Source organism: Kitasatospora sp. NBC_01302, assembly GCF_035976515.1.
Taxonomy (GTDB): Bacteria; Actinomycetota; Actinomycetes; order Streptomycetales; family Streptomycetaceae; genus Kitasatospora.
Map to the genome: position 1 here is coordinate 7,546,905 of NZ_CP108404.1, position 22,935 is coordinate 7,569,839.

A 22,935-nucleotide genomic window follows, 5' to 3' on the forward strand; every position below is an offset into this window, starting at 1 on the left:
TACGCCCTGCGCCGCGTCACGCCTGCCAGGCCTCGATCGGGTTGCCCAGCCAGCGGCTGTCCGCCGGGACGGACTCCGCGCGCATCACCAGGGAGGCCGGACCCAGCGTGCTGCGGGCGCCGACGGTGCTGCCGGGCAGCACGATCCCGCCCGGGCCCAGGGTGGCGCCCGCACGCAGCACCACAGTATCCATGCGCATGATCCGGTCGTGGAAGAGGTGGGTCTGCAGCACGCAGCCGCGGTTGATGCTGACCCCCTCGCCCAGGGTGACCAGGTCGGCCTCGGGCAGCCAGTAGCTCTCGCACCACACCCCGGCGCCGATCCGGGCGCCCAGGCCGCGCAGCCACAGCGGCATGACTGGGGTGCCGGGCACCGCGCCGATCAGCCACGGCACGGCCAGCACCTCGGTGAAGGTGTCGGCCAGCTCGTTGCGCCAGACGAACGAGCTCCACAGCGGGTGCTCGACCGCCCGGAACCGGCCGACCAGCAGCCACTTGGCGGCGAGCGAGACCAGGCAGGCCAGCGCCCCGGCCGCCAGCAGCACCAGGCCGCAGAGCAGCGCGATCAGCCACGGCGAGCCCAGCGCGCAGAGCGCGGCGGCGGTCAGCACGCCGAGCGCGGCCGAGCAGAGCACCGGGACCAGCCGGCAGAGCTCGACGAGGCCGCGGGCCCAGAGCAGCCGGGCCGGCGGGTCGTAGGTCAGGCTCTGGTCGCCCGTGTCGGCGGCGCGCGGCAGCTTCACCGGCGGCATGCCGAGGTAGGAGCTGCCCTTCTTGGCCTTCTTCGGGGTCGCGGACAGCACGCCGACCAGGCCCCGGTCCGGCACGGCGCGCCCGGGCGCGGTCATCCCGGAGTTGCCCAGGAAGGCCCGGCGGCCGATCTCGGCCCGGCCGATCCGCAGCCAGCCGCCGCCCAGCTCGTAGGGGGCGATCAGGGTGTCGTCGGCGAGGAAGGCGCCGTCGCCGACGGTGGTCAGGCTGGGCAGCGCGAGCACGGTGGAGACCTCGGCGCGCCGGCCGACCTTCATGCCCAGCAGGCGCAGCCAGACGGGGGTGGCCAGGCCCGCGTAGAGCGGGAAGAGGGTCTCCCGGGCCAGGTCCATCAGCTGGCTGACCGTCCAGGCCTGCCAGCCGACCCGCCCGTGCAGCGGGTGGTGCCCGGTGCTCAGACCCAGGCTCAGCAGCCGCACGGCGGCCAGCACCAGCAGCGCGTAGCAGAGCCCGTAGGCCAGCGTGGCCGGCAGCACGGCCGCCAGCGCGCCGCCCAGCGCCGTGCCCAGCCCTGCGGTGGACGGGACGAACCGCACGGCCACCAGCAGCGCGGGCACCGCGGCCAGCAGCGGCAGCAGGCTCAGGCCGAACCCGGTCAGCCCGTACACCACGGACCAGCGCCGCAGGTGCGGCGGGCGCTGCTTGGGCCAGGCACGCTCGGCCTTGCCGAGCTTGGCGGCGGGCGCGCCCGCCCAGCGCTGCCCGGTGGGGATCTGTCCGGTGACGCTGGAGCCCGGGGCCACCTCGGCCCGCTTGCCGACCCGTGCGCCGGGCAGCAGCGTGCTGCGGGTGCCGATCACGGCGCCCGAGCCGACCCGCAGCGCGCCGATCTCCAGCCGGTCGCCGTCCAGCCAGTGGCCGGACAGGTCCACCTCGGCCTCCACCGCGCAGCCCTTGCCGAGCCGCAGCATGCCGGTGACCGGCGGCAGCGAGTGCAGGTCGACGTCCTCGGCGATCCGGGCGCCCAGCGCCCGCCCGTAGCGGTTCAGCCAGGAGCCGGAGAGCTGGGTGGCACCGCTGTACTCGGCCAGCCGCTCGGCCGTCCACAGCCGCAGGTGCACGCTGCCGCCGCGCGGGTAGCTGCCGGGCCGCAGCCCGCGCAGCAGCAGCCGCGCCCCGCCCGCCGCGATCGCGAGCCGGCCCGGTGCGCTGAACAGCAGCAGGCCGGCCGCGCCCAGCAGCCACCACGAGGCGGTCGGCGCCCAGGGGTAGGGGCCGAACCAGTGCAGCACGTTGCCGAGCGCCAGCAGCGCGGTGGTCCAGCGCAGGCCGACCAGGGTGAAGAGCGGGACGAGCAGCAGCAGCTGCACCAGCCCGGCACGCCGCGGGGTGGGCGCGATCTCGCGCTTGGCGCCGTCGCCCTGGCCCGAGCGCTCCAGGTGGCGGGCCAGCTTGCGCAGCACCGGCTGCTGGTAGATGTCCAGCACGGCGGCGGACGGGTAGCGGGTGCGCAGCAGCGTGGTGAGCCGGGCCGCGGCCAGGCTGCCGCCGCCGATCGCGAAGAAGTCGTCGCGCGCGCTGGTCACCGGCACGCCGAGGATCTCGCTCCACTGCTCGGCCAGCCAGGCCTCGGTGCCGTAGAGCTGTTCGACGGGACCGGTGTCGCCCAGGTCCAGCGGCCAGGGCAGCGCGTCGCGGTCGACCTTGCCGGAGGTGCGGGTGGGCAGTTCGGCGACCGGCGCGAGCAGCGGCACCAGCGCGGCCGGCAGCTCGGCGCGCAGCTTCGCCACCGCTGTCTCGCGGTCGAAGCCCTCCTGGGTGACCAGGTAGCCCACCAGCAGCTGGTTGCCGCCGCGCGCCGTGCGCACGGCCGCCGCGGCGCCCGCCACGCCCGGCAGCGCCTGCAGCGCCGAGTCCACCTCGCCCAGCTCGATCCGCCGTCCGCCGAGCTTGATCTGCTCGTCCGCGCGGCCGAGGAAGACCAGGCCCTCGGGCTCGGCGCGCACCAGGTCGCCGCTGCGGTAGGCGCGCTGCCAGCCGAGCGACTCCAGCGGCGCGTACTTCTCGGCGTCCTTGGCCGGGTCCAGGTAGCGGGCCAGGCCCACCCCGCCGATCACCAGCTGGCCGCTCCCGCCCATCGGCACCGGCCGGCCGGCCTCGTCGACCACGGCCAGCTCCCAGCCGTCCAGCGGCAGGCCGATCCGCACCGGCCCCTCGCCGGTCAGCAGGGCGCCGCAGGCCACCACGGTGGCCTCGGTCGGGCCGTAGGTGTTCCACACCTCGCGGCCCTCGGTGACCAGGCGCTCGACCAGCTCGGGCGGGCAGGCCTCGCCGCCGAAGATCAGCAGCCGGACGTCGCCCAGCGACTCGGCGGGCCACAGCGCGGCCAGTGTCGGCACGGTGGAGACCACGGTGATCTCCTGCTCGGCCAGCCAGGGGCCCAGGTCGGCGCCGCCGCGCACCTGGGAGCGCGGTACCGGCACCAGGCAGGCGCCGTGCCGCCAGGCCAGCCACATCTCCTCGCAGGAGGCGTCGAAGGCGACCGAGAGCCCGGCCATCACCCGGTCGCCGGGCGCGATCGGCTCCTCCTGCAGGAAGAGCGCGGCCTCGGCGTCCACGAAGGCGGCGGCATTGCGGTGGGTGACGGCCACGCCCTTGGGCTTGCCGGTGGAGCCGGAGGTGAAGATGATCCAGGCGTCGTGCTCGGGGCCCGGGCGCTGGTCGATGCCGCTGCCGGGCCGCAGCACGGTCAGCTCGCCGCCCGCGCCCAGCACGGCGGTCACCTCGGCCTCGCCGAAGACCAGGTCGGCGCGCTCCTGCGGGTCCTCGGCGTCCACCGGCACGTAGGCGGCGCCGGCCGCGAGCACCGCCAGGATCCCGACGTAGAGGTCGTTGGTGCCGGACGGGACCCGGATCCCCACCCGGTCGCCGAGCCCGACACCGGCGGCGGTCAGCCGGCGGCGCAGCGCGGCCACCTCGGCGGCCAGCGCGCGGTAGCTGAGCTGGGTGCGCCCGTCGTCGAGCGCGGGCTCCTGGGGGTGGGCGCGCACGGTGGCGTCCAGCAGGTCGACCAGGGTGCGCGGCGCGGGGGCCGGCCGGGTGCCGAAGCGCGCGGGCTCGCCACCGGGGGCGGCCGGCTCCTGCCGGTCACCCTGGGTGCTGATCTGCGTCATGACAGCCATCGGTCCTCATCCCTCGTCCCCCACCAGGCTCTCACCAGACCCGGGCCGACCTGCGCGAATGCCGCCCGCACGGGTGATACGGAGCTGGTGGTGAGCACAACAACCCATCGATGGTAGTCCGGTCCGCCGCCGTGCGCCGGGTGGCCGAAGCGGCCAACTGGCCGTGATTGGCTCGGAACTGACGAACCATCAGCTCCCATCCCGATTGCTGGGCAAGGAGGGTGACGGTTCGTCAGCCGAATTGACGGACCGTCAGATCGAAATCCGGAATGTGACCCAGGCGACACCGGCCGGGTGTGTCGGTCGGCGCCGGTCGGGCGGGCCGGTCGACATCGGCCCGTGCGCACGGATGGGTCGATCGGCTTACTGTACGAGTAGTCTCGTACAAAGTCGGATCCCGTAGTACGATCATTCCCGTACTAACCGGTCCGACCTGCTAGGAGCTGTGCGTGTCTGCCCTGTTCGAGCCCATCACGCTGCGCGGACTGACCGTCCCCAACCGGGTCTGGATGGCCCCGATGTGCATGTACTCGGCCGCCGCCGAGGGTCCGGAGACCGGGGTGGCCACCGACTTCCACCTCACCCACCTGGCCAGCCGGGCCGCCGGCGGCGCCGGCCTGGTGATCGTCGAGGCGACCGCGGTGCTGCCGGAGGGCCGGATCAGCCCCTTCGACCTCGGCCTGTGGAACGAGCGCCAGCAGCAGGAGCTCGCCCGGGTGACCGCCGCGATCCGCGGCTACGGCTCGGTGCCCGCGATCCAGCTCGCGCACGCCGGGCGCAAGGCCTCCTCGCAGTCGCCGTGGGTCGGCGGCCGGGCGATCCCCGAGGGCGAGGGCGGCTGGCGCACCGTGGCGCCCAGCCCGCAGGCGTTCGAGGGCCACCCGGAGCCGGACGAGCTCGGCGTCGAGCAGATCGGCGAGATCGTGCGCGCCTTCGCGGCCGCGGCCGAGCGGGCGCTGGCGGCCGGCTTCCAGGCGGTGGAGGTGCACGGTGCGCACGGCTACCTCACCCACTCCTTCCTCTCTCCGAACTCCAACCACCGCACCGACGCCTACGGCGGCTCCTTCGAGAACCGGATCAGGTTCGCGCTGGAGGTCTCGGCCGCGGTCCGCGCCGTCTGGCCCGCCGACCTGCCGGTCTTCTTCCGCACCTCGGCCACCGACTGGCTGACCGAGAACCCCGAGGACGAGCGGGAGGGCTGGACCGGCGAGGACACCGTGCGGCTGGCCAAGGAGCTGCAGGCCATCGGCATCGACCTGCTGGACGTCTCCACCGGCGGCCTGGTGCCGGGCGCGCGGATCCCGGTCGAGCCCGGCTACCAGGTGCCGTTCGCCGAGCAGGTGCGCGGCTCCACCGGGCTGCCGGTCGGCGCCGTCGGGCTGATCACCGAGGCCGCGCAGGCCGAGCAGATCATCGCCGACGGGCGCGCGGACGTCGTGCTGCTCGGCCGCGAGCTGCTGCGCAACCCGTACTGGGCGCAGCACGCCGCGCGCGAACTGGGTGCCGAGCGCCGCTGGCCCTCGCAGTACGCCGTCGCCGTCGGCGCCCAGGGCTGAGCACCCGCCGTCCGCCCCGCGGTGTGGGTCAGCGGGGCGGACGGCTGCCGGTGAGGGGTGAGTCGCGCCCGGGGCCGCGGCGGCGCTGGGCGGCGATCTGACGCGCGATCACGACCTCCAGCAGGCACCAGAGGATCCCGAACACGCCCACCCCGCTGATCAGCAGCGCCACCGCCATGGTCCGCCGGGCGTGGGCGAGCGAGGCGAGCGTGGCGACGGTCAGGCCGACCTGCGTGAAGGCCACGAAGAGCACGGTGCGCACGGCTGCCGCGCGCACCTCGTCCGGCATCCGTCGGCGTGCAGCGGACATCGGTGGCAACCCCCGGGTGAGCGAACTGGGCGGTCTGGCGCGCCCTTATGTACCGATTGCCCGCCGCGCCCGGCGCGAAACCGTGCGGCAGGCGCACGCCCCCCGCGTGCGTCAGAGCTGTTCCCCCGGCTGTTCCCCCGGCTGGGCAGCCGGTCGGGCGAGCGGCTGGGCAGCCGGTCGGGCGTCCAACTCGGTGGCCAGTTCCGCCAGCGCACCCGTGACGATGGTGCGCATCGCCTGCTCCGCCCGGTCGGGCGCGCCCGCGCAGATCGCCTCCGCCACCTCCCGGTGCAACTGCACGGCGTAGGCCCGCGGCTGGTGCGGCATCAGATTGTGCTCGGTCCGGCCGGTGAGCACCGCGCCCACCGTGTCGCCCAGGTGCGCGAACATCTCGTTGCCGGAGGCGCGCAGCACGGTGGCGTGGAACGCGATGTCGTGCCGCAGGAACGAGACCAGGTCGGCAGCCCGTGCGGTGACCGTCAACTCGACTGCCAGGGCGCTCAGTTCGCGGCACTGGTCGGCGGTGGCGCACTGCGCTGCCAGCGCCGCGGCGGCCGGCTCGACGGCCACCCGCAGCGAGCCGAGCGAGCGCAGCTGGGCCGCCCGGTCGGCGCCGGCCAGCCGCCAGCGGATCACCAGCGGATCGAAGACGTCCCAGTCCCGCCGGGGCTGCACGGTGATGCCGATCCGCCGCTTGGAGGCCACCAGGCGCATCGACTCCAGGATCCGCACCGCCTCGCGGACCACCGTGCGCGACACCCCGAACCGCGCCTCCAGCTCCTCGATCCGCAGCACCGCCCCCTCGGGGATCTCGCCCGCCGCGATCGCCGGCCCGAGCTCGGCGAGCAGTTTGCCGGGCAGTCCCTGGATCTCCATCCGCTCAGCCTAGAGGACCCGCGTCAGCCCGGAGGACCCGCACGGGCGCGCCGACAAGTATGACGATTTGATGTCGGCCTCTTGAATAGGTCATACCTTTGGGTTGATAGTGACGTCATCGCAGGCGCCGCGCGGGGAGAACCAGACCGCCGGGTCCGCCCCGAACGTGTCAGGAGCAGAACCCATGGCTCTCAGCGCCGAGAACCAGCCGACCGGCCCGTCGACCGACCGGCCGACCGGAGCGCCGGACCCCGCACCGCTGATCGTGGTGATGGGCGTCTCCGGCGTCGGCAAGACCACCGTCGCCCGGCTGCTCGCCGACCGCCTCGGCCTGCCGTACGCGGAGGCCGACGACTTCCACCCGGCCGCCAACATCGCCAAGATGACCGCCGGCATCCCGCTGGACGACGCCGACCGCGCCCCGTGGCTGCGCGCCCTGGCCGGCTGGCTGCACGAGCGCGGCGAGGCCGGCACCGGGGGAGTGGTCACCTGCTCCGCGCTCAAGCGCCACTACCGCGACACCCTGCGCGCCGGCTGCCCGGCGGCGTACTTCCTGCACCTGGACGGCAGCCGCGGCCTGGTCGCCGGCCGACTCGCGCTGCGCACCGGCCACTTCATGCCGCCCTCGCTGCTCGACTCCCAGTACGCCCTGCTCGAACCGCTCCAGCCGGACGAGCACGGCGCGGTGCTGGAACTCGGCGCGCACACCCCCCACGAACTCGTCGAGCTGGCCGTCGCGTTGCTGCGGCCCGTCAATGGAGACCTCGATTGAACCCCCACCTCCTCGCCGCGGGTCTGCCGCACGCCCACAGTGACGGGCGACTGCTGCTCGCCACCCTGCTCAGCATCGGCGTCGTCGTGCTGGCGATCAGCCGGCTGAAGCTGCACCCCTTCCTCGCCCTCACGGTCGGCTCCGGCCTGCTCGCGGCCGTCGCGGGCGCGCCGTTCGACCAGCTGATGACGAGCTTCTCCACCGGCTTCGGCGCCACCGTGACCAGCGTGGGCCTGCTGATCGGGCTGGGCGCGATGCTCGGCAAGCTGCTCGCCGACTCGGGCGGGGCGAACATCATCGCGGACACCGTGCTGGCCCGCTCCAGCAAGCGGATGCTGCCCTGGGCGATGGCGCTGACAGCCGCGGTGCTGGGGCTGCCGCTCTTCTTCGAGATCGGCGTGGTGCTGCTGATCCCGATCGTGCTGCTGGTCGCCCGGCGCGGGAACCTGAGCGTGATCCGGGTCGGCATCCCGGCACTGGCCGGCCTCTCCGTGCTGCACGGGCTCATCCCGCCGCACCCCGGCCCGCTGGTCGCGGTCGACGCGCTGAAGGCCGACCTGGGCACCACCCTGGCCCTCGGCCTGCTGATCGCGGTGCCCACCCTGGTCATCGCCGGCCCGCTCTTCGCCCGCCTCGCCGAGCGCTGGGTCGGCCCGCTGACGCCGCCGCAGGCCGTCGCCGCCGAACAGCCCGAACGCTCCGGCCCCGCGCCCTCGTTCGGCGCCGTCCTCGCCACCATCCTGCTGCCCGTCGTGCTGATGCTCGCCAAGGCACTGGCGGACGTGGTGATCGACAACCCCAAGGACCACGCCCAGCGCATCCTCGACTTCATCGGCTCCCCGCTGATCGCGCTGCTGCTGGCCGTCCTGCTGGCCATGCTCACCCTGGGCCGGGCAGCCGGGTTCACCAAGGCACGGATCTCGGAGACGGTGGCCTCCTCGCTCGGCCCGATCGCCGGCATCGTCTTCATCGTCGGCGCGGGCGGCGGCTTCAAGCAGACCCTGGTCGACGTGGGCGTCGGCGACGCGGTCAGCCACTGGGCGACCAGGCTGCACATCTCCGCCCTCCTCCTCGGCTGGCTGATCGCCGTCCTGATCCGCCTCGCCACCGGCTCGGCCACGGTGGCCACCATCACCGCGGCGGGCATCGTCTCCCCGCTGGCCACCGGGATGTCCAGCACCCACACCGCGCTCCTGGTGCTGGCGGTCGGCGCGGGCTCGCTCTTCTTCTCGCACGTGAACGACGCGGGCTTCTGGCTGGTCAAGGAGTACTTCGGGATGAGCGTCGGACAGACGCTGAAGAGCTGGTCGGTGATGGAGACGGTGATCTCGGTGGTGGCGATCGCGCTGATCCTGCCGCTGAGCCTGATCATCTGACGCCGACGAAGACGCTCCACCGCGGGCGGCGGCTCGGACCACCGAGCCGCCGCCCTTTCGTCAAGACGGTTCGTGCCCGTTGCACGCATTCCCTCGTTCCCCATACGACCTGTAACAATGGACGGCGCTCTGGAACGGGTAGATCTCCAGGGCGTTGTGGAAGTAAAGGGGGGTACATGAACGACATTAGCGTCCACCCGGCTACGTTGCGGAGCTCGGCGAACGGTGTGCAGGGCGCCACGGGGCAGGTCGGGGCGGCCAGCGGGCACTGGCTCGACGCCAGTTCCACCGCCGCGGCCGCGCTGACCGGCTGGCAGTCCGGATCCACCCTCAAGGGCTGCACCGACGCCTGGCAGACTCACATCGCGTCGATTGTCGATCAACTCAACGTTTATGCCGGACAGTTGAGCGATTCGGCGCAGTCCTACGACGCGGCCGAGCAGGAGGCCCATCGGCGTATCGCTGCCGCTCTGACCGACCTGAACGCGACGGAGAGCTGATCGTGGACATCCCAACCCTCAAAGCCGCGCGGAGCGGTGACGTCAATGCCGCCGCCGGCAGCTGGATGTCCCTCTCCAAGGAGTGCTGGCAGGCCGTCAATGACATCCACGCCAACGGCGTGGACCCGCTCAAGGCGAACTGGAAGGACCGCGTCGGTGATGCGGCCGGTCGCAAACTCGAGGCGCAGGCAAACGCATTGGAGGCCGGCGCCGACATCATGCGCGGCGTGGCCATGGTTCTCGACGGGCTCGGTGCCGAGATCAACCGGGCCCAGCTCCTGCTCGACTCCGCACTCGGCATGGCCCATGACTACGGGCTGACCGTCGACGAGGCGTCCGGAACGGTCACTGCTCCCGGTGGTGCGGCCTCCTCCCTGGACTCCGTCGTCCAGGAGGTCGGCGCCATGGTCCGGGAGGCACTGCGCGAGGCCGCGCAGGCCGACCAGCAGGCGGCTGCCGAACTCGCCAAGCTCGGCGCAGCCACCTGCGAGACGGACCCGAACAAGGCGCTGAACGTCCTTCAGAACGAGGCTTCCCAGGTCGAGCTGACCATGTACCAGGGCGGCATCCCCGACGGTCAGGACCCGCGTCTGGTCGCCGACTGGTGGAAGGCGCTGCCCGACGACCAGCGCCGGCAGTTGATGCTCTCCGACCCGGTGACGCTGGCCAACCTCCCGGGCATCCCGGACGACGTGAAGCTGGAACTCCGCGGTGGCCCCGGCGCCAAGTACGACCGCGTCAAGATGGTGCAGTGGGCGCTCGACCACTGGAACGACGACAGCGTCGACCGGTTCGACGACAACTGCACCGACTTCGCCTCCGAGGCACTGCTGCAAGGCGGCCTCACACCCAAGTGGGACTCCTGGTGGGGCTGGCGGGGCGACGACACCTGGGGCCGCAGCGACGACCCGGGCGACGACTGGCTGTCCCAACGGACCGACTACTCGAAGACCTGGGCCGGCGCGCAGAACATGCACGACTTCATGATGCGCCACGGCGGCCAGGAGGTGGCGCCGGACCAGGTGAAGCCCGGAGACCTCGTCTACTACGAGGAGGACTCCGACCAGGACGCGCAGGACGGAAAGGGCGTCATCCACCACACGGCGGTCGTCACGGCCGTGACCCCGGACGGCGACATCCGCTACACCCAGCACAGCGGCGACCAGAAGGACGTCAGCATCGGCGGTCGCATGGACGGCTTCCAGGAGCAACGCGGGCACCAGAAGCTGCACTTCGTCCGCGTGAATCCGGATTGGTGACAGGCCGTGCTCGAACTCAAGCGGACTCCCGGGGCTCCCGGGTGGCTCAAGGCCCGGTACTCGCTGGCTCTCGTCGTCGCAGCCTGGGCGTGCTCCGTCCCCACGATCCTGGCCGACGACGACATGGGCGCGCTGTTGCGCACGTGCCGCGACAGCCCCGGCGCTCCGGCCTACGTCCTGCCCCTCGCCTGGGCCGGCCTGCTGCTGGGCGTCGCCGCCGCCGGTTGGAGCGCCTGGCAGTTGGCCACCGTCCTGCGTGGCAAGTCCCGCCGGCTCAGCACCGGTCACGCCCTCCTCCACGCCGTCCTGCCCCTGGCGGTCATCGGCGTGCTGCTCCAAGCCGCCGTGCTGCAGACCGCGGTCAAGGACTCCCACCCGCGACCGAGCCCCTGTTTCGGCAGCGCGCGACTCGCGACCGAAGTCCGCTGAGACCGCAGAGCCGTACGTGCTTCGTTTCCGGCGACGCGACCACGTCGCCGGCCGCGATGGACCGACAGCAGGGGAGGACGGAGGGCCCGGGCCTGCTCAGCGCCCGGTGGGTCGAGCGGCCGCGCTCCGCAGCGCGTCGAGCAGTCTGTGCAGCGCGGGCTGGGCGGGTGACGACTCCCGTACCGCTGCGTAGATCGCCCGCACCGGCTCCGGGTTGCGGACCTCGCGTACGACGACGTCGGGATGGCGGTTGCCCAGCCCCATCGTCGGAATCAGGCTCACCCCGAGCCCGGCGGCGACGAATCCCTGCGCGGTGGCGTAGTCCCCGCTCTCGACGACGAAGTCCGGGCTGAAGCCGGCCGAGGCACAGGCGTCGAGGACGGGGTCCAGGCACGGGCCGGGCTGGTCGCTGCCGACCCACGCCTCGTCGGCGAGGTCGGTCAGGTCGAGCGCCTGCTTCGCGGCGAGGTGGTGTCCCCGGGGCAGCACCGCGACGTACCTGTCGTCGGCCAGGTGCACGAACCGGAGGCCGTCCACGGAGGCCTTGTCCCGTGGCCGGACCACGAGGGCCACGTCGGCCCGGCGCTCCTGCACCTCCAGCAGGGAATCCTCGGGATCGCTCAGTCTGAGTTCGACCTGGACACCCGGCTGCTCTCGGCGGAGCGCCGCCACGGCGGGGGCCACCATCGTGGCGCCCGCCGTGGCGAAGTACCGGACCACCACCCGGCCCGTCCGTCCGGCCCGCAGTTCGGCGAGCGCGGTCTCCGCCTCGGCGACGTGTCGGCCGATGACAGCCGCGTACTCGGTGAGCAGCCTCCCGGCCTCGGTGGGCCGCACGCCCCGCCCGGTCCGCTCCAGCAGCCCGATCCCGGCCTCCTTCTCCAGTGCCGCCATCTGCTGGCTGACGGCGGAAGGCGTGTAGCCCAGGTTCCGTGCTGCCGCGGTGACCGAACCGCTGGTGACCACGGCCCTCAGCACCTGCATACGCCGCATATCAAGCATGTAGAACAGCTTAACCCTCCCTCAAGATCTTTTCGCTTGTCTTACGACGGCCTGCGAGGCACCGTACGTGGAAGGAAGAACCCACCAGGAGGCGGACAGTGCTCAGCGGCCCACGCGGAACCCTCATGCGGATGTCCGTCCTCGCCCTGCTGTGGGGATCGGGCTTCCTCTGGATCAAACTCGCCCTGGACGGCGGTCTGTCCCCGCTCCACATCACCGTCATCCGCTGTGTGCTGGGAGCGGGCGTTCTGCTGCTCCTGGCCCGCTCCGGCGGCCAGCGCCTGCCACGTGACCGCAGGACCTGGGGCCACCTCGTGGTGGCCGCCTTCTTCTGCAACGCCCTGCCGTTCTTCCTCTTCGGCATCGGCGAACAGAGCGTCGACTCAGGCGTGGCCGGCGTCCTGAACGCCACAACTCCGCTGTGGTCCTTGGCCATCGGAGCCGCTCTGGGCACGGAGCGCGGTATCCGTCCGGTCCGCCTGGCCGGCCTGCTGCTCGGCTTCGCAGGGACGGTGCTCATCTTCGCCCCGTGGCAGCGTGGCGGCCTGACCGGCTGGGGCGTGTCGGCCCTGCTCGCCGCAGCCGTCAGCTACGCGGTGGCCTTCGCCTACATGGCGCGGCACCTCATCGGCCGCCGGACCGCCCCGCTCGCCCTCTCGGCGGCCCAACTCCTCGCCGCCACAGGCCTGACCACCCTTGCCCTGCCCGCAGGTAGCACGACCCCGTCCGCTCCCACCCTCACCGCGGTGGCCGCCGTCGTCGTCCTGGGCGTCTTCGGCACGGGTGTCACGTTCCACCTCAACTCCCGGCTCATTGCCGACGAGGGCCCCACCACTGCTGCGAGCGTCGGCTACCTGCTGCCGGTGGTCTCGGTGGCGCTGGGCGCGATGGTCCTCGACGAACGGGTGGGCCCTCGGGTCATCGCGGGCATGGCCCTGGTGCTCGTCGGCGTCGGACTGACGCGCAGCCCGACCAGCGGCCTCGCCCGGTCCGGCGCCGCCGCGCCGCTGCGAAGCTCTGGATCGAGCACCGGATGAAACCGATGACGCAGGAAGAATCCCCTTGGCGGGAGGCCGACTTCCGCACCCTGTTCGGTGCGACGACACTCAGCCAGCTCGGCACCAACATCGGCTACGTCGCCATCCCGTTCATCGCGGTGTCCGCCCTCGACGCGAGTCCCGGCCAGGTCGGGGCACTGGCCGCCCTGAGCACGGCCGCCTTTCTCCTCGTCGGCCTGCCGGCCGGAGCATGGGTGGACCGGATGCGGCATCGGCGCGTGCTGATCGCCGCCGATCTGATGCGGGCAACCCTCCTCGCCACCGTCCCGTCGACCTGGTGGCTCGGCTCCCTCACGCTCGGCCAGTTGTACGTGACCGTCCTGCTGAACGGCTGCGCCACCGTCTTCTTCGACGTCGGTTCACAGAGCGTGCTGCCGCAACTGGTCGGCCGTGACGGTCTCGTCCGGGCGAACGCCGCCGTGGTGAGCCTGACAGCCGTCGCCAACGTGGCGGGCCGGGGCGTGGGCGGAGGACTCGTCCAACTGCTCACGGCCCCCGTGGCCGTGGCCTGCGCGGCCGTGGGCTACCTGGCCTCGGCCCTGCGCCTCACCGCGATCAGCCGCGCACCCCTGCCGGCCTCACCGCCGTCCGGGAGGCCCACGCAGCTGAGGGCACAGATCGCCGAAGGTCTGCGGCACGTCCTCGGCAACCGGGAGCTACGAGCCCTCGCGCTCACCGCGGCCCTGAGCAACCTCGGCTCCCAGATCATCAACACCATGCTCCCGGTGCTGTTCGTCCGAGAACTCCATTTCCCGGCCGAGGTGCTGGGCCTGTTCTGGGCGATGGGCGGAGTCGGCCTCCTGCTCGGAGCACGCTGCGCCCGGCCCATCGCCGGGCGCCTCGGCCACGGCCGCACCCTCGGCCTGCTCGGCCTGTGGCTGGCGCCCGCCGGACTCCTTGTCCCGCTGGTGGGTCGTGGCCCCTGGCTCTGGCTGGCCGGGACCGGCTGGCTGCTGGCCATGTTCAAGACGGGTATGGACAACGTGCTGGGCGTCAGCCTGCGGCAACGTGCGACGCCGGATGTACTCCTCGGCCGGATGAACGCCACCTTCCGCTTCCTGCTCACCGGTGCACTCGCCGTCGGCTCTGCCGTGGCAGGCGTGATCGGTGAGCTGGCCACCGTCCACACCACGCTCTGGGTGGGCGCCGCCTTCCTGGCGACGGCCTTCCTCCCCGTCTTCCTCTCGCCCCTCCGAACGCGACGCGAACTGCCGAAGCAGCACGAAAGTCCGGCCTGCGAGGACCCCGGCGCGGAAGTCCTGGTCGACCGGGCGGGCGCCTCGCGGGCAAGGCCGACACGGGGGACGATGGAGGCGGTGAAGACCCGCCCGGCTGCATGATCGCCGGGCGCCGGAGTCGCGCGTCCGGCCGCTCGAGCAGGTCTCCGATCTCCGGACGGACGTCGCCGGAAGGAGGGAGCATGAGCGCGCCCAGGGAAGGTCCGTCCTGGTGGCCACCGCGGTGAAGCAGTCGCATCGGCGGGCCTTCAAGGTGCCGGCCTCATGAACGGCAGCACCAGGTCGGGGCACGGCCTCCAGGCCATGAACCGGCTCTCGCCCGGCGCGGTCACCCGGATCGTGCTGCGGGTGGTCGGGTCGGTCGCCGCGCTGGTGGCCCTGTACTACGTGCTGCCGCTGGACCGCTCCTCCCTCGCAGCCACCGTCACGATGCTGGTCACGGGGCTTGTGGCCTCCGTCGTCCTGGTCACCTTCCAGGTGCGCCAGATCGTCCGGTCGCCGTTACCGGTCGTGTGCGCGGTCGAGGCGATGGCCATCAGCGTGCCGTTCTTCCTGCTGCTGTTCGCCGGCAGCTACGTGGCCCTGGCCGGGCTGTCCCCCGGCAACTTCAGCGGGCACCTCTCGCACACCGACGGTCTGTACTTCGCTGTCACCGTGTTCTCCACGGTCGGCTTCGGGGACATCACCGCGAAGTCCGAGACCGCCCGGCTTGTGGTCACCGCGCAGATGATCAGCGACCTCGTCATCCTCGGCCTCGGGATCAGGGTCATCGTGAGTGCCGTCCGGCGCAGCCAACAGCGGAAGGCTCCGCGGCAGCACCGGGAGGGACGATGAGCCGAGCCGACAGGACACCCGGACGGAGCCCCGCCGGCCACCGCCCGCACCCAAGGAGCTCGGCGACGTTCGTCGACCACGTGGGCGCGGACGGGGTCGTCGTCCGCCTGGAGTCGCGCCGTCACCGCAAGCACCAGCGACCGGCCACCGGATCGACCTGGTGGGCCCCTGCGGCCCGTGGCTGGTGGATCGCGGTCCTGTTCGCCATCGGATCACTGCTGTTCGCGCTCGGGTCGATACCCGGCTACGCCGACGCCGTCGGAGCCCGAACGGACACGATCACCTACTTCACCGGCTCGCTCTTCTTCACCTCGGCCTCGTTCCTCTGCTACCGCGAGACGGTCGACGCCGCCTCACCAGCGCAGAACCCCCACCACCGGCGCTTCCTCACCTGCCAGCCCCGCCGGATCGACTGGTGGGCCACCGCGGTCCAACTGGTCGGAACCGTCTACTTCAACGTCAGCACCGGGCTCGCCATGGCCGACAACCTCTCCGCCCGCGCCGCCCACCAGCACGTGTGGCGCCCCGACGCGATCGGCTCCGTCTGCTTCCTGGTGGCCAGCATGCTGGCCTGGTACGAGGCCTGCCACGGCTGGCTCGCCTGGCACCCCCGGTCCTGGGCCTGGTGGATCACCCTGGCCAACCTGATCGGGTCCATCGCCTTCGGCATCTCGGCGGTGGCCGGCTACATCAACCCGGCCACCGGCCAGGTGCACAACATCGACCGAGCCAACACGCAAACCCTGATCGGCGCGGTGTGCTTCCTCGCCGGCGCCGTACTGCTGCTCCCCGAACGCACCGAGGAACCGCGCAACTGAGCGACAGGGGGCGTGCCGTGACCTCCGCCGGTGTTGCAGCTCGCTGGTGTTCCCCCGCGCTGCGCGTCCCGTCGTCCGGATCGATCACGCTCCGGCTCGTGCGGCCCGCCTCCGGCTGCTGCGCCAGGACCTGTCCGGCACGATCCACCGGACACGTCCTAGGAGGCTCGTGAAGATCTTGTTGAGGGGCTGTCCGGCCGTAGGCCGGGCTGCCCCTCTGGTTATGCGTTGGTTGCCGGGGTGAGTTGCCAGGTGCTGCCGGTGTGGGTGAGTCCGAGGTTGATCAGGCGGCGGAGGTTGAGGGCGGCGGCTCGGGTGTGGAGCCAGGTGTCGTTCTTGATGGTGCCGCGGTAGCGGAGTCTGCGGTTGCCCCGGTGGACGATCCAGGCGACTGCGCGTTCGACGGGTGGTCGCCAGCGGCGGTAGTCGGCTTGCCAGTCGGGGTCGGTGGCGGCCTGGCGGCGGGCGGCGGTGAGGAGGTCGTGGTGCGGGCGGATGGTCAGGGTGCGTCCGGCCCTGGCCTTGGTGCACCGCTCGCGCAGGGGGCACCCGGTGCACAGGCCGGCGAAGGTGGCCTTGCGCTGCTGGTGGCGGCCGCCGGGGTCGGAGAGCGGGACGGTGTGTCCGGCGGGGCAGGTCACGGTGGCGGCGGTGGTGTCGATGGTGAAGTCGTCGAGGGTGAAGCCGCCGGGGACGGCTGCCCGCAGTGGGGCGGGTTTGAGGAACAGTCGGTGCCCTTGCTGTTCCAGGGCCTGGCGGGCGTCGCCGGTGGAGTAGGCGGTGTCTGCGAAGGCGTCCACCGGGGCGTCCTCGTCGGCGAGCAGGTCGAGTCCGACGGCGGCCTCGTGGTGTTCTGCTCCGGCGCCGGGCCGCAGGGCGACCGCGGTGTATAACCCTGTCTCGGGCTCGATGGCGAGGTGGGCCTTGAAGCCGTCCTGCCGGTGGGTGCGGGTCTTGTGCACGTGCCGGGCCTCGGGGTCGACGGTGGAGACCATCCGGTCGTGGGCGGTGCCCCGGGTGATGCGCCAGCGTCCGTCGCGTCCGTCGGAGTCCTCGGCGGGCTCGACGTCCTGCCCGGCGACCAGGGCCAGCAGGCCGACCGCGTTCGCGGCCTTCTCGCCGAGCTGTTGCTCGGGCAGGTGCCCGAGCAGCCGCAGCGCGTCGCCGACCAGGGCGTCGACGAGGTCGGCTCGGGCCTGCTCGTCGTTCCACGCGATGCGGGGTTTGCCCGGGTCGGTGTAGTCGTGGGCGGTGCAGTGCACGGCCGCGACCGCATCCGCGCCGGGGACTTCGCGGATCACCGCCCGGACGGAGGCGATGATCTGGGTGACGGTGTCCTGGGTGGCCACCGCGTCGTCCAGCACGGTGGAGTCCAGCGCCCGCCGGTGCTTGCCCTTGAGGACACCGGTGGCCCGCACGACCTCCCGCACGGCCTCGAAGATCCGGTTGGGCCGGGGAGAGCGGGCCAGCCGGCGGCGGAAGTAGGCCAGCAGCGACGGGTCGAACGCGGTGTCGTTCAGGCCCAGTCCGCACGCGGCCTTCCACCGCAGGTCGCACCGCAGTTCCTGGACCGTCTCGAAGTCCGACAGGCCGTGCAGGGCCTGCAGCGCGATCGCCGCGGCCAGGATCTGCGGCGGCATGCTCGGCCGCCCGTTCGCCGACGGGTACATGTCCGCGAACATCACCGCCGGGAACAACTCACCACGGTGCTCGGCCAGGAACGCGAACACGCTGCCCACCGGGATCAACCCCCGGCACGTCTCCCAGACATCCGGCCCGACCGTCTCCCCGGACCACTCACCCATCGCCACAAGAAACAGTCTGGCCCCGCCGCTCGCGCGGCGAGGCCAGAACCCAAGATCTTCACGAGCCTCCTAGGCGGGCATCACCCCGTGGATGCGGGAGAGGGTGAACGCGCGTTCGTCGTTTCGCAGGTGGCACCAGGCGTGCAGGTAGGGCGGATCGAGATCGAGTCGGCTGAGCGTGCGGACGGTCGTGGCGCCCGAAGCGGCGACGTACTCGATCGTGATCGCCGCGCCGCCGTCGACGGCGTGAGCCAGCTGGCGGACGTCGGTGGAGGACAGGTTGCGCGCGTGCCCGGCGATGGTCTTCTCCGTGTCGCCGGCGTCGGGAGGGCGGTGCCCCGGGTCGGGTTCGGGGACGCCCTGCGAGGCGGCCAGCAGCCGGGCGGCGAGCGCGCTCAGGTCGACGGCCGACCGCGCGTCGGGAGTGTCGGCCTCCGTCCGTCGCGGCCGGGACCGGCCGGCGGGAAGGCGCGGTGACGGGACCGGACTCGCCGCGCGGGGACGCTGGGCCCGCTCGATGCGAACGGACCCGTCGGGCTTCTCGGAGACGGGGGCGTAGCCCGCGGACCGAAGTGCCGCGAGCGTCTTGTCCGGTGAGGCCCGGCCGATCAGAACCGTCGGGGCCACTTGTCGCAGACCCAGTGGGGTGAGCTTGCGGTGGGCGGCCAGCTCGGCCAGGAGGGCCGGCTCCTCGCCGTGGATCACACAGGCTGCGGAGGCCACGCGGACCCGGCCGTGGCCGCGCGCGGCGTCGTGGAGCAGGTACGCGAGCGGTTGGGGAAGCGGTTCGACGGCGACGGCGGTCAGGTCGGCCGTCAGGACCTCGGGGGTCAGGCCCGCATCGAGGGCGCGGCGGACGCTTCCCGGGCTGAACCGCCATACGGATGCGGCACCGCCGGCCTCCCGGTCCGCGACGGAGTCCAGCAGCGTGCCGAGGGCCGTCGACGGCGTGCCTGCGACCACGGCCGTGAGGTCGCTGCCGAATCGGGCGGTCGCGCTGGAGGCGGGCAGCAACTGCCGGCCGGCCTCCGCCAGCGCCTGGACGTCACCGGCGAGCAGCGCGGCCCCGAGCGGGGACAGGGCGCCGAGGGCGAGTGCGCCGAGCAGTTCCGCTTCCCGGATCAGGGTGGCGAACGGCGTTTCGTCCTGCGGGAGTTCATCGACAAGCGGACGGTTCCACCGGATCAGCGGCCCCAGTTCCGCCGGGTCCGCCGCGCCTTCGCCCGGCGGGAGCTGCGACACCGCTGTGAGCAGTCCCTGCCGGGCCTGTACGCAGCCTTCGCACGGCGGTGCACCGACGAGGGCCGGCAGCGCTTTCCCGTTCTCGTCGCGGCTCCCGCCGGGGGTCATCGGCAGTGTCCACCACGCCCGGAGAAGCGCGACGATTTGGTCGGCCGGTTCCTCCTCGGCCCAGCTGTCGTAGGCGTCGCTCGCCGCCACCCGGTCGCCGTCCCGGGCGAGCAGCCCGGCAGCGCTCGCCGTCTCCAACGCGAGGCGGACCACGATCTCCTCACACTGCGCAGCCTTGCCGATCCGGGACAGTTCGCGGGCACCGATCCCGCCGGCCTTCAGCCGGGCCGGGGGAGCGGTCGCGCACACCCGGAGAACGGAGGCGGCGTGGGTGGCGAAGGCCATCGAGGCGGCTGCGGCCTCCTGCCCGATCCTCGAAGCGCTGACGGACACCGACCGCGGGACGGGCGGGACGGGCGTGAACGGAGCTCTCCAGCCAGGGCCGCGCAGCGCGAGCGCCACCTCCGCGGGCATGCGGGCCGGGCCGTACCGGTGCCGTTCCCGGACCAGCAGTCCCCGCTCCAGCGCCCACCGTTCGCCCGGCCCGGAGTCGGGCGGCGGAGCTCCGAACAGGATGAACCCCGATCGCTCCGGAGCCCGACTCGCATGCCGCTCGAGGAGCTTCCGCGCGGCGGCGGGAGCCTTGGCCACCAACGCGGCGACCCGCTCCGGATCGCCGTGATGGTCGATCAGCGCCGCCAGCCGCTTCTGCTTGGTGTGGCCGGAGGGTTTGATACGGAGGGCCGCCACCATGCGCCCCAGTTCATCGGAGTTGGTGCCCGCCAGGAGCCGCGCCAGGGGCGCGTCCAGTCCCAGCGGCGTGTCCCATGCCTGCCGCAGCGGTGCCACCATGTGCAGCAGCCCGTTGCCGTCCGGCCACACCAGAGCGCGATCGGCCAGCCCTTCCAGGGCGGCCTCGAGCGCGCGAGCGCGTTCCCCGTCGTCCGCGTCCAGAAGGCTCCCCAGGGAGTCCCGCGAGGCAGGTGCCAGCGCGGCGAGGGCCTCCGCCACCTGCAGGTGCGGGAGCACGAGCCGGGGCAGCGCCAGCGCCACCGACGCCGGGCGCTGGAGGCGGTCCGCCAGTTCACCGGCGGATCGGGGCTCCGGGGCCGACGCCGCATCCGGGCGCGCCGCCAGGACCCGTTCCAACGCAGCTGGGTCGAGATCCCGAAGCCATGCGGCCAGCGTCGATCCGCTCTTCTTGGTGATGGGGAACACCTCGCCAGGTTGGGGCCGTTCTGTCCCGACAACAGCCGGGGAACTCCATCATGGCGCACCGGGCGGGCATCGCGATCAGGGAACAGCACTCCTCCTTCTCCGAAGGTTTCTCCAAGCTGCTCGACGACCGCGAGCCCGCCAAGCTGGAGCCGTGAAATGACGAGGCTCCGACTGAGATGCAGCCGGAGCCTTCGGTACAGCCGGCGGAGGATACGAGATCCGAATTCGTGAGGGGTTGCCCCCAGCCCGCGCCACCGCGTTGACTCGGTGCAGGCCCACCGCTCGGGTGGCCGTGCACCGAGAGAACAAGGAGGCTGGCCATGCATGCCGAGATCACTGCAGACCGGACCAACCACCAGGACCAGGACACCTTCCTGATCGAGGTCATCGACACCGACGACGAGGTCCTCCTGGCGCTGAACAAGAACAACGCCTGCTGACCGACCGTCATCAAAACCGCGGCGCGGGGCTGCTACCGGCCCCGCGCCGCCCTGATCCGCAGACCTGGTGGGAGCCCCGGTGACAGCCGAAGCATGCGTGCCGTCGCCCTTCCCCCAGTCGACAATGGAGCTCCGAATGCTGGTTCGCGCGGTAGACCCGCTGTTCATCCAACCCGATGCCAGCGGGATCCAGGTATCGAGCCCGCTGGTGCCCGCCCGGCTCCGGGTAGGGCCCGAGACCGCCCAGCTCCTGATCAGTGCGCGGACCCCGCTGTCCGTCCCCGAGGCTGAGCCCGGCACCACGTCCTCCCTCCTGGCAGCGGTGGAACAGCTGCTCGCGCTGGGCTTTCTGGTCAAGGCGGACGACGAACCCGTTCCGGCGGCCCCGAGCCCGTGGGATGCCTGGGGGCCCGTCGCTTGGTGGTTCCACCAGCGCACCAGGAACGTGGCCTTCCTCCCGGAGGAGGAGGTCGGGGCCTTCCGGAGCGAGTTGCTCACCCGGCCTCGCCCGAGCGGTTACGCCCACCCCGGCCCGGAGACCCCGGTGCTCCTGCTTCCCCGGGTTCGCCAGCCGATGACCATGTCCTTCCAGGACGTGCTCGAACAGCGGCGCACCCATCGCACTTTCACGGATCAGCCGGTGTCGCTCGACGCCCTCGCGACACTGCTCCACTACTCCTTCGCCCCGCTCCGCTTCTCCGACTGCGGCGATCTGGGCGTCACCCAGCTGCGGGCCGCGGCCACGGGCGGTGCCCGGCACGAGACCGACGCCTACGTGGCCGTCTTCAACGTCCGCGACGTCTCACCCGGCCTGTACCGGTACGACGCGATCCGCCACGGCCTCCTCCCCGTCGATGCCCGAGTCGACCGGGAATCCTGGGAAGAGCTGACGTCGCGGCAGGGATTCTTCACCACCGGCAGCTTTGCCCTGATCACCGTCGCCGTGGCTGAACGGATGTCCTGGAAGTACCGGCACGCACGGGCCTATCGCTTCCTCATGCAGGATGTCGGCCACGTGGCACAGGTGGTGTCCATGACGGCTACCGCACTCGGTCTGGGCGCTGCTATCACCGGCGCCTTCCAGGACGACCTGGTCGATCAGGCGCTCGGGCTCGACCCAGGCTCAGAGTTCGCGACCTTCGTCATGGTCTGCGGCACTCCTCGGACCAGGCCCGACGGCATGCCGCTCGACTCCGATTTCCCCACCGAGCCCTGGGCGCTGAGCTGACCGCACCGACTGCTCCGCGCCCCCTGGCGTTCCTCATCGACGACAGCCGGGTTCCGGAGGACGAACTCGCCCTGGCGCGGCGCGGTCAAGCCCCTGCCCGCCGATCCGGACGCCGCGCCCGTGGATCTCCCATGGGCAGCCAACCTCCTTGCCCTCGCACTCTTCCGGCCCGGGGAGGCTGGTGAGGCCCGTCAGCTCTGCCGCGCCGAGCTCGCGTTCCCTCCGGCAGCGAGCGTCGGCCGGGCGCCACGACGCCCCTTCTGCCCGACCAGGCGGAGGCACTCTGCCTCGCCCGGGCCACCGCGGAACGCATCATGGCCAGGCTCGACGTCCGGGTGACAGTCTGGCGCACGACTCAGGAGATCGCTCAAGGACTGCTCGTGTGTTCTACGCCTCCGCCGGCGCCCGCCGGACGATGGAGGAAAGCGTGCCCCGATACGTCGTGCCAAGCGCAGTGACCACACCAATCACCGGTCCTGGGCCGTTCTTCATACGGCTCACGTAGTTCTCCGGGAGCAGTACCCGGTCGCCCACTTCGAGGTGATCACCGCCTCGCCACCGGTATGCGTACCCACCGACATCTACGATCTGATCGCCGCCGAGTTCATAGATGCGAGTGGCCTCGTCGATCCGTTGCTCGAGTTCCTTGACCCGCCGCTCCAGCCACTCGATCTTCAGCTTGGATGCCCTGGCTCCAGACTCGCAGCCAACCGTGTACCCCTCGCTCCAGCCCTGTCGATGCGCCTTCGCTACTGCGCGATCTTCGTCCGTCGCGTGCGTACCGCAGGCGACATCCGAGCCGGTTATGCGAACACGGCACGGCTTGCCGGCGCGCGTCGGCCGCCCGCACGTTCGCTCCTGGTTTTCGACCATGTTGCCCCTCCAGTAGTCGAGCGGACAACCATAATCCCAAGAGAATCCGGGTAGACGTACTCGATCCAGACCTCCTCGCCTGGGTAGAGCGGGAAGTGGCCGTGCTCGTTCTCGAGGCTGGACCTCCACAAGATCGGCGGCCTGCGGTGGGGGACAGGCGC

Annotated in this window: 18 protein-coding genes; 11 read left to right on the forward strand and 7 right to left on the reverse strand. The window is 72.2% G+C overall.

The genetic code is table 11. The features are described from left to right. Nucleotides 1–16: 16 nt before the first annotated feature. Nucleotides 17–3,892 carry a Pls/PosA family non-ribosomal peptide synthetase gene (locus tag OG294_RS33090; RefSeq protein ID WP_442789268.1) on the reverse strand — a complete coding sequence of 1,292 codons (3,876 nt, stop codon included), beginning with the start codon at nt 3,890–3,892 and terminating at the stop codon, nt 17–19. A gap of 449 nt (nt 3,893–4,341) precedes the next feature. Here OG294_RS33090 and OG294_RS33095 point away from each other — a divergent pair, with 449 nt between their 5' ends. Further along, nucleotides 4,342–5,448, forward strand: coding sequence for an NADH:flavin oxidoreductase/NADH oxidase (locus OG294_RS33095; protein ID WP_327070232.1), 1,107 nt, complete (start codon nt 4,342–4,344; stop codon nt 5,446–5,448). Nucleotides 5,449–5,476: 28 nt separating this feature from the next. On the opposite strand, the gene OG294_RS33100 is transcribed toward OG294_RS33095, so the two are convergent. Together OG294_RS33100 and OG294_RS33105 are read right to left on the reverse strand one after the other, a co-directional pair. Next, entirely contained in the window at nt 5,477–5,758 is a 282-nt protein-coding gene (locus OG294_RS33100; protein ID WP_327070233.1) for a hypothetical protein, read from the reverse strand. Nucleotides 5,759–5,869: 111 nt separating this feature from the next. Next, nucleotides 5,870–6,634 (reverse strand): FadR/GntR family transcriptional regulator, encoded by a 765-nt coding sequence (locus OG294_RS33105; protein WP_327070234.1) that lies wholly within the window; start codon nt 6,632–6,634, stop codon nt 5,870–5,872. Between the two features lie 184 nt (nt 6,635–6,818). On the opposite strand from OG294_RS33105, the gene OG294_RS33110 reads away from it, so the two are divergent. The 5 genes from OG294_RS33110 (at nt 6,819) to OG294_RS33130 (ending at nt 10,970) form a co-directional block, all read left to right on the forward strand. Continuing rightward, nucleotides 6,819–7,406 carry a gluconokinase gene (locus tag OG294_RS33110; RefSeq protein WP_442789269.1) on the forward strand — a complete coding sequence of 196 codons (588 nt, stop codon included), beginning with the start codon at nt 6,819–6,821 and terminating at the stop codon, nt 7,404–7,406. Then, nucleotides 7,403–8,782 carry a GntT/GntP/DsdX family permease gene (locus OG294_RS33115; RefSeq protein WP_327070235.1) on the forward strand — a complete coding sequence of 460 codons (1,380 nt, stop codon included), beginning with the start codon at nt 7,403–7,405 and terminating at the stop codon, nt 8,780–8,782. Before OG294_RS33110 ends, OG294_RS33115 begins: the two co-directional genes overlap by 4 nt. Before the next feature lie 176 nt (nt 8,783–8,958). Further along, nucleotides 8,959–9,282, forward strand: coding sequence for a type VII secretion target (locus OG294_RS33120; RefSeq protein ID WP_327070236.1), 324 nt, complete (start codon nt 8,959–8,961; stop codon nt 9,280–9,282). Between the two features lie 2 nt (nt 9,283–9,284). Next, a complete protein-coding gene (locus OG294_RS33125; RefSeq protein ID WP_327070237.1) occupies nt 9,285–10,541 on the forward strand; it encodes an amidase domain-containing protein in 1,257 nt (418 codons plus the stop codon). A 6-nt stretch (nt 10,542–10,547) separates the two neighbouring features. Continuing rightward, nucleotides 10,548–10,970, forward strand: coding sequence for a hypothetical protein (locus tag OG294_RS33130; protein ID WP_327070238.1), 423 nt, complete (start codon nt 10,548–10,550; stop codon nt 10,968–10,970). Between the two features lie 96 nt (nt 10,971–11,066). On the opposite strand, the gene OG294_RS33135 is transcribed toward OG294_RS33130, so the two are convergent. Continuing rightward, nucleotides 11,067–11,972, reverse strand: a complete 906-nt coding sequence (locus tag OG294_RS33135) for a LysR family transcriptional regulator (RefSeq protein ID WP_327070239.1) — start codon at nt 11,970–11,972, stop codon at nt 11,067–11,069. A gap of 131 nt (nt 11,973–12,103) precedes the next feature. Between OG294_RS33135 and OG294_RS33140 the strand changes: the two genes are divergently transcribed. From OG294_RS33140 to OG294_RS33155, 4 genes are all read left to right on the forward strand, one after another. Then, nucleotides 12,104–13,009 carry a DMT family transporter gene (locus OG294_RS33140; protein ID WP_327070240.1) on the forward strand — a complete coding sequence of 302 codons (906 nt, stop codon included), beginning with the start codon at nt 12,104–12,106 and terminating at the stop codon, nt 13,007–13,009. Nucleotides 13,010–13,014: 5 nt separating this feature from the next. After that, a complete protein-coding gene (locus tag OG294_RS33145; RefSeq protein ID WP_327070241.1) occupies nt 13,015–14,370 on the forward strand; it encodes an MFS transporter in 1,356 nt (451 codons plus the stop codon). Nucleotides 14,371–14,532: 162 nt separating this feature from the next. After that, complete coding sequence (locus OG294_RS33150; RefSeq protein WP_327070242.1) at nt 14,533–15,102, forward strand: potassium channel family protein; 570 nt, start codon at nt 14,533–14,535, stop codon at nt 15,100–15,102. Then, a complete protein-coding gene (locus tag OG294_RS33155; protein WP_327070243.1) occupies nt 15,099–15,920 on the forward strand; it encodes a hypothetical protein in 822 nt (273 codons plus the stop codon). The genes OG294_RS33150 and OG294_RS33155 overlap by 4 nt, the downstream gene beginning before the upstream one ends. 221 nt (nt 15,921–16,141) lie before the next feature. Here the strand turns inward: OG294_RS33155 and OG294_RS33160 are convergent, their stop codons facing one another. Both OG294_RS33160 and OG294_RS33165 read right to left on the reverse strand, forming a co-directional pair. After that, nucleotides 16,142–17,725, reverse strand: coding sequence for an IS1182 family transposase (locus OG294_RS33160; RefSeq protein WP_327071662.1), 1,584 nt, complete (start codon nt 17,723–17,725; stop codon nt 16,142–16,144). Between the two features lie 69 nt (nt 17,726–17,794). Further along, a complete protein-coding gene (locus OG294_RS33165; RefSeq protein WP_327070244.1) occupies nt 17,795–20,233 on the reverse strand; it encodes a helicase-associated domain-containing protein in 2,439 nt (812 codons plus the stop codon). Between the two features lie 576 nt (nt 20,234–20,809). Between OG294_RS33165 and OG294_RS33170 the strand changes: the two genes are divergently transcribed. Then, nucleotides 20,810–21,901 (forward strand): SagB/ThcOx family dehydrogenase, encoded by a 1,092-nt coding sequence (locus tag OG294_RS33170; RefSeq protein WP_327070245.1) that lies wholly within the window; start codon nt 20,810–20,812, stop codon nt 21,899–21,901. Between the two features lie 387 nt (nt 21,902–22,288). Here OG294_RS33170 and OG294_RS33175 read toward each other — a convergent pair whose 3' ends face one another. Beyond that, the gene (locus tag OG294_RS33175) at nt 22,289–22,774 is read right to left on the reverse strand and encodes a hypothetical protein (protein WP_327070246.1); all 486 of its coding nucleotides are present in this window, start codon (nt 22,772–22,774) and stop codon (nt 22,289–22,291) included. Nucleotides 22,775–22,935: the final 161 nt, after the last annotated feature.

What these genes read in the sequence shown, in the direction of transcription:
- OG294_RS33090 (WP_442789268.1), bottom strand. Translation starts at nt 3,892, where the DNA reads ATGGCTGTCATGACGCAGATCAGCACCCAGGGTGACCGGCAGGAGCCG.
- OG294_RS33135 (WP_327070239.1), bottom strand. Translation starts at nt 11,972, where the DNA reads ATGCTTGATATGCGGCGTATGCAGGTGCTGAGGGCCGTGGTCACCAGC.
- OG294_RS33150 (WP_327070242.1), top strand. Translation starts at nt 14,533, where the DNA reads ATGAACGGCAGCACCAGGTCGGGGCACGGCCTCCAGGCCATGAACCGG.
- OG294_RS33100 (WP_327070233.1), bottom strand. Translation starts at nt 5,758, where the DNA reads ATGTCCGCTGCACGCCGACGGATGCCGGACGAGGTGCGCGCGGCAGCC.
- OG294_RS33140 (WP_327070240.1), top strand. Translation starts at nt 12,104, where the DNA reads ATGTCCGTCCTCGCCCTGCTGTGGGGATCGGGCTTCCTCTGGATCAAA.
- OG294_RS33160 (WP_327071662.1), bottom strand. Translation starts at nt 17,725, where the DNA reads ATGGGTGAGTGGTCCGGGGAGACGGTCGGGCCGGATGTCTGGGAGACG.
- OG294_RS33145 (WP_327070241.1), top strand. Translation starts at nt 13,015, where the DNA reads ATGACGCAGGAAGAATCCCCTTGGCGGGAGGCCGACTTCCGCACCCTG.
- OG294_RS33105 (WP_327070234.1), bottom strand. Translation starts at nt 6,634, where the DNA reads ATGGAGATCCAGGGACTGCCCGGCAAACTGCTCGCCGAGCTCGGGCCG.
- OG294_RS33170 (WP_327070245.1), top strand. Translation starts at nt 20,810, where the DNA reads ATGCTGGTTCGCGCGGTAGACCCGCTGTTCATCCAACCCGATGCCAGC.
- OG294_RS33110 (WP_442789269.1), top strand. Translation starts at nt 6,819, where the DNA reads ATGGCTCTCAGCGCCGAGAACCAGCCGACCGGCCCGTCGACCGACCGG.
- OG294_RS33120 (WP_327070236.1), top strand. Translation starts at nt 8,959, where the DNA reads ATGAACGACATTAGCGTCCACCCGGCTACGTTGCGGAGCTCGGCGAAC.
- OG294_RS33175 (WP_327070246.1), bottom strand. Translation starts at nt 22,774, where the DNA reads ATGGTCGAAAACCAGGAGCGAACGTGCGGGCGGCCGACGCGCGCCGGC.
- OG294_RS33155 (WP_327070243.1), top strand. Translation starts at nt 15,099, where the DNA reads ATGAGCCGAGCCGACAGGACACCCGGACGGAGCCCCGCCGGCCACCGC.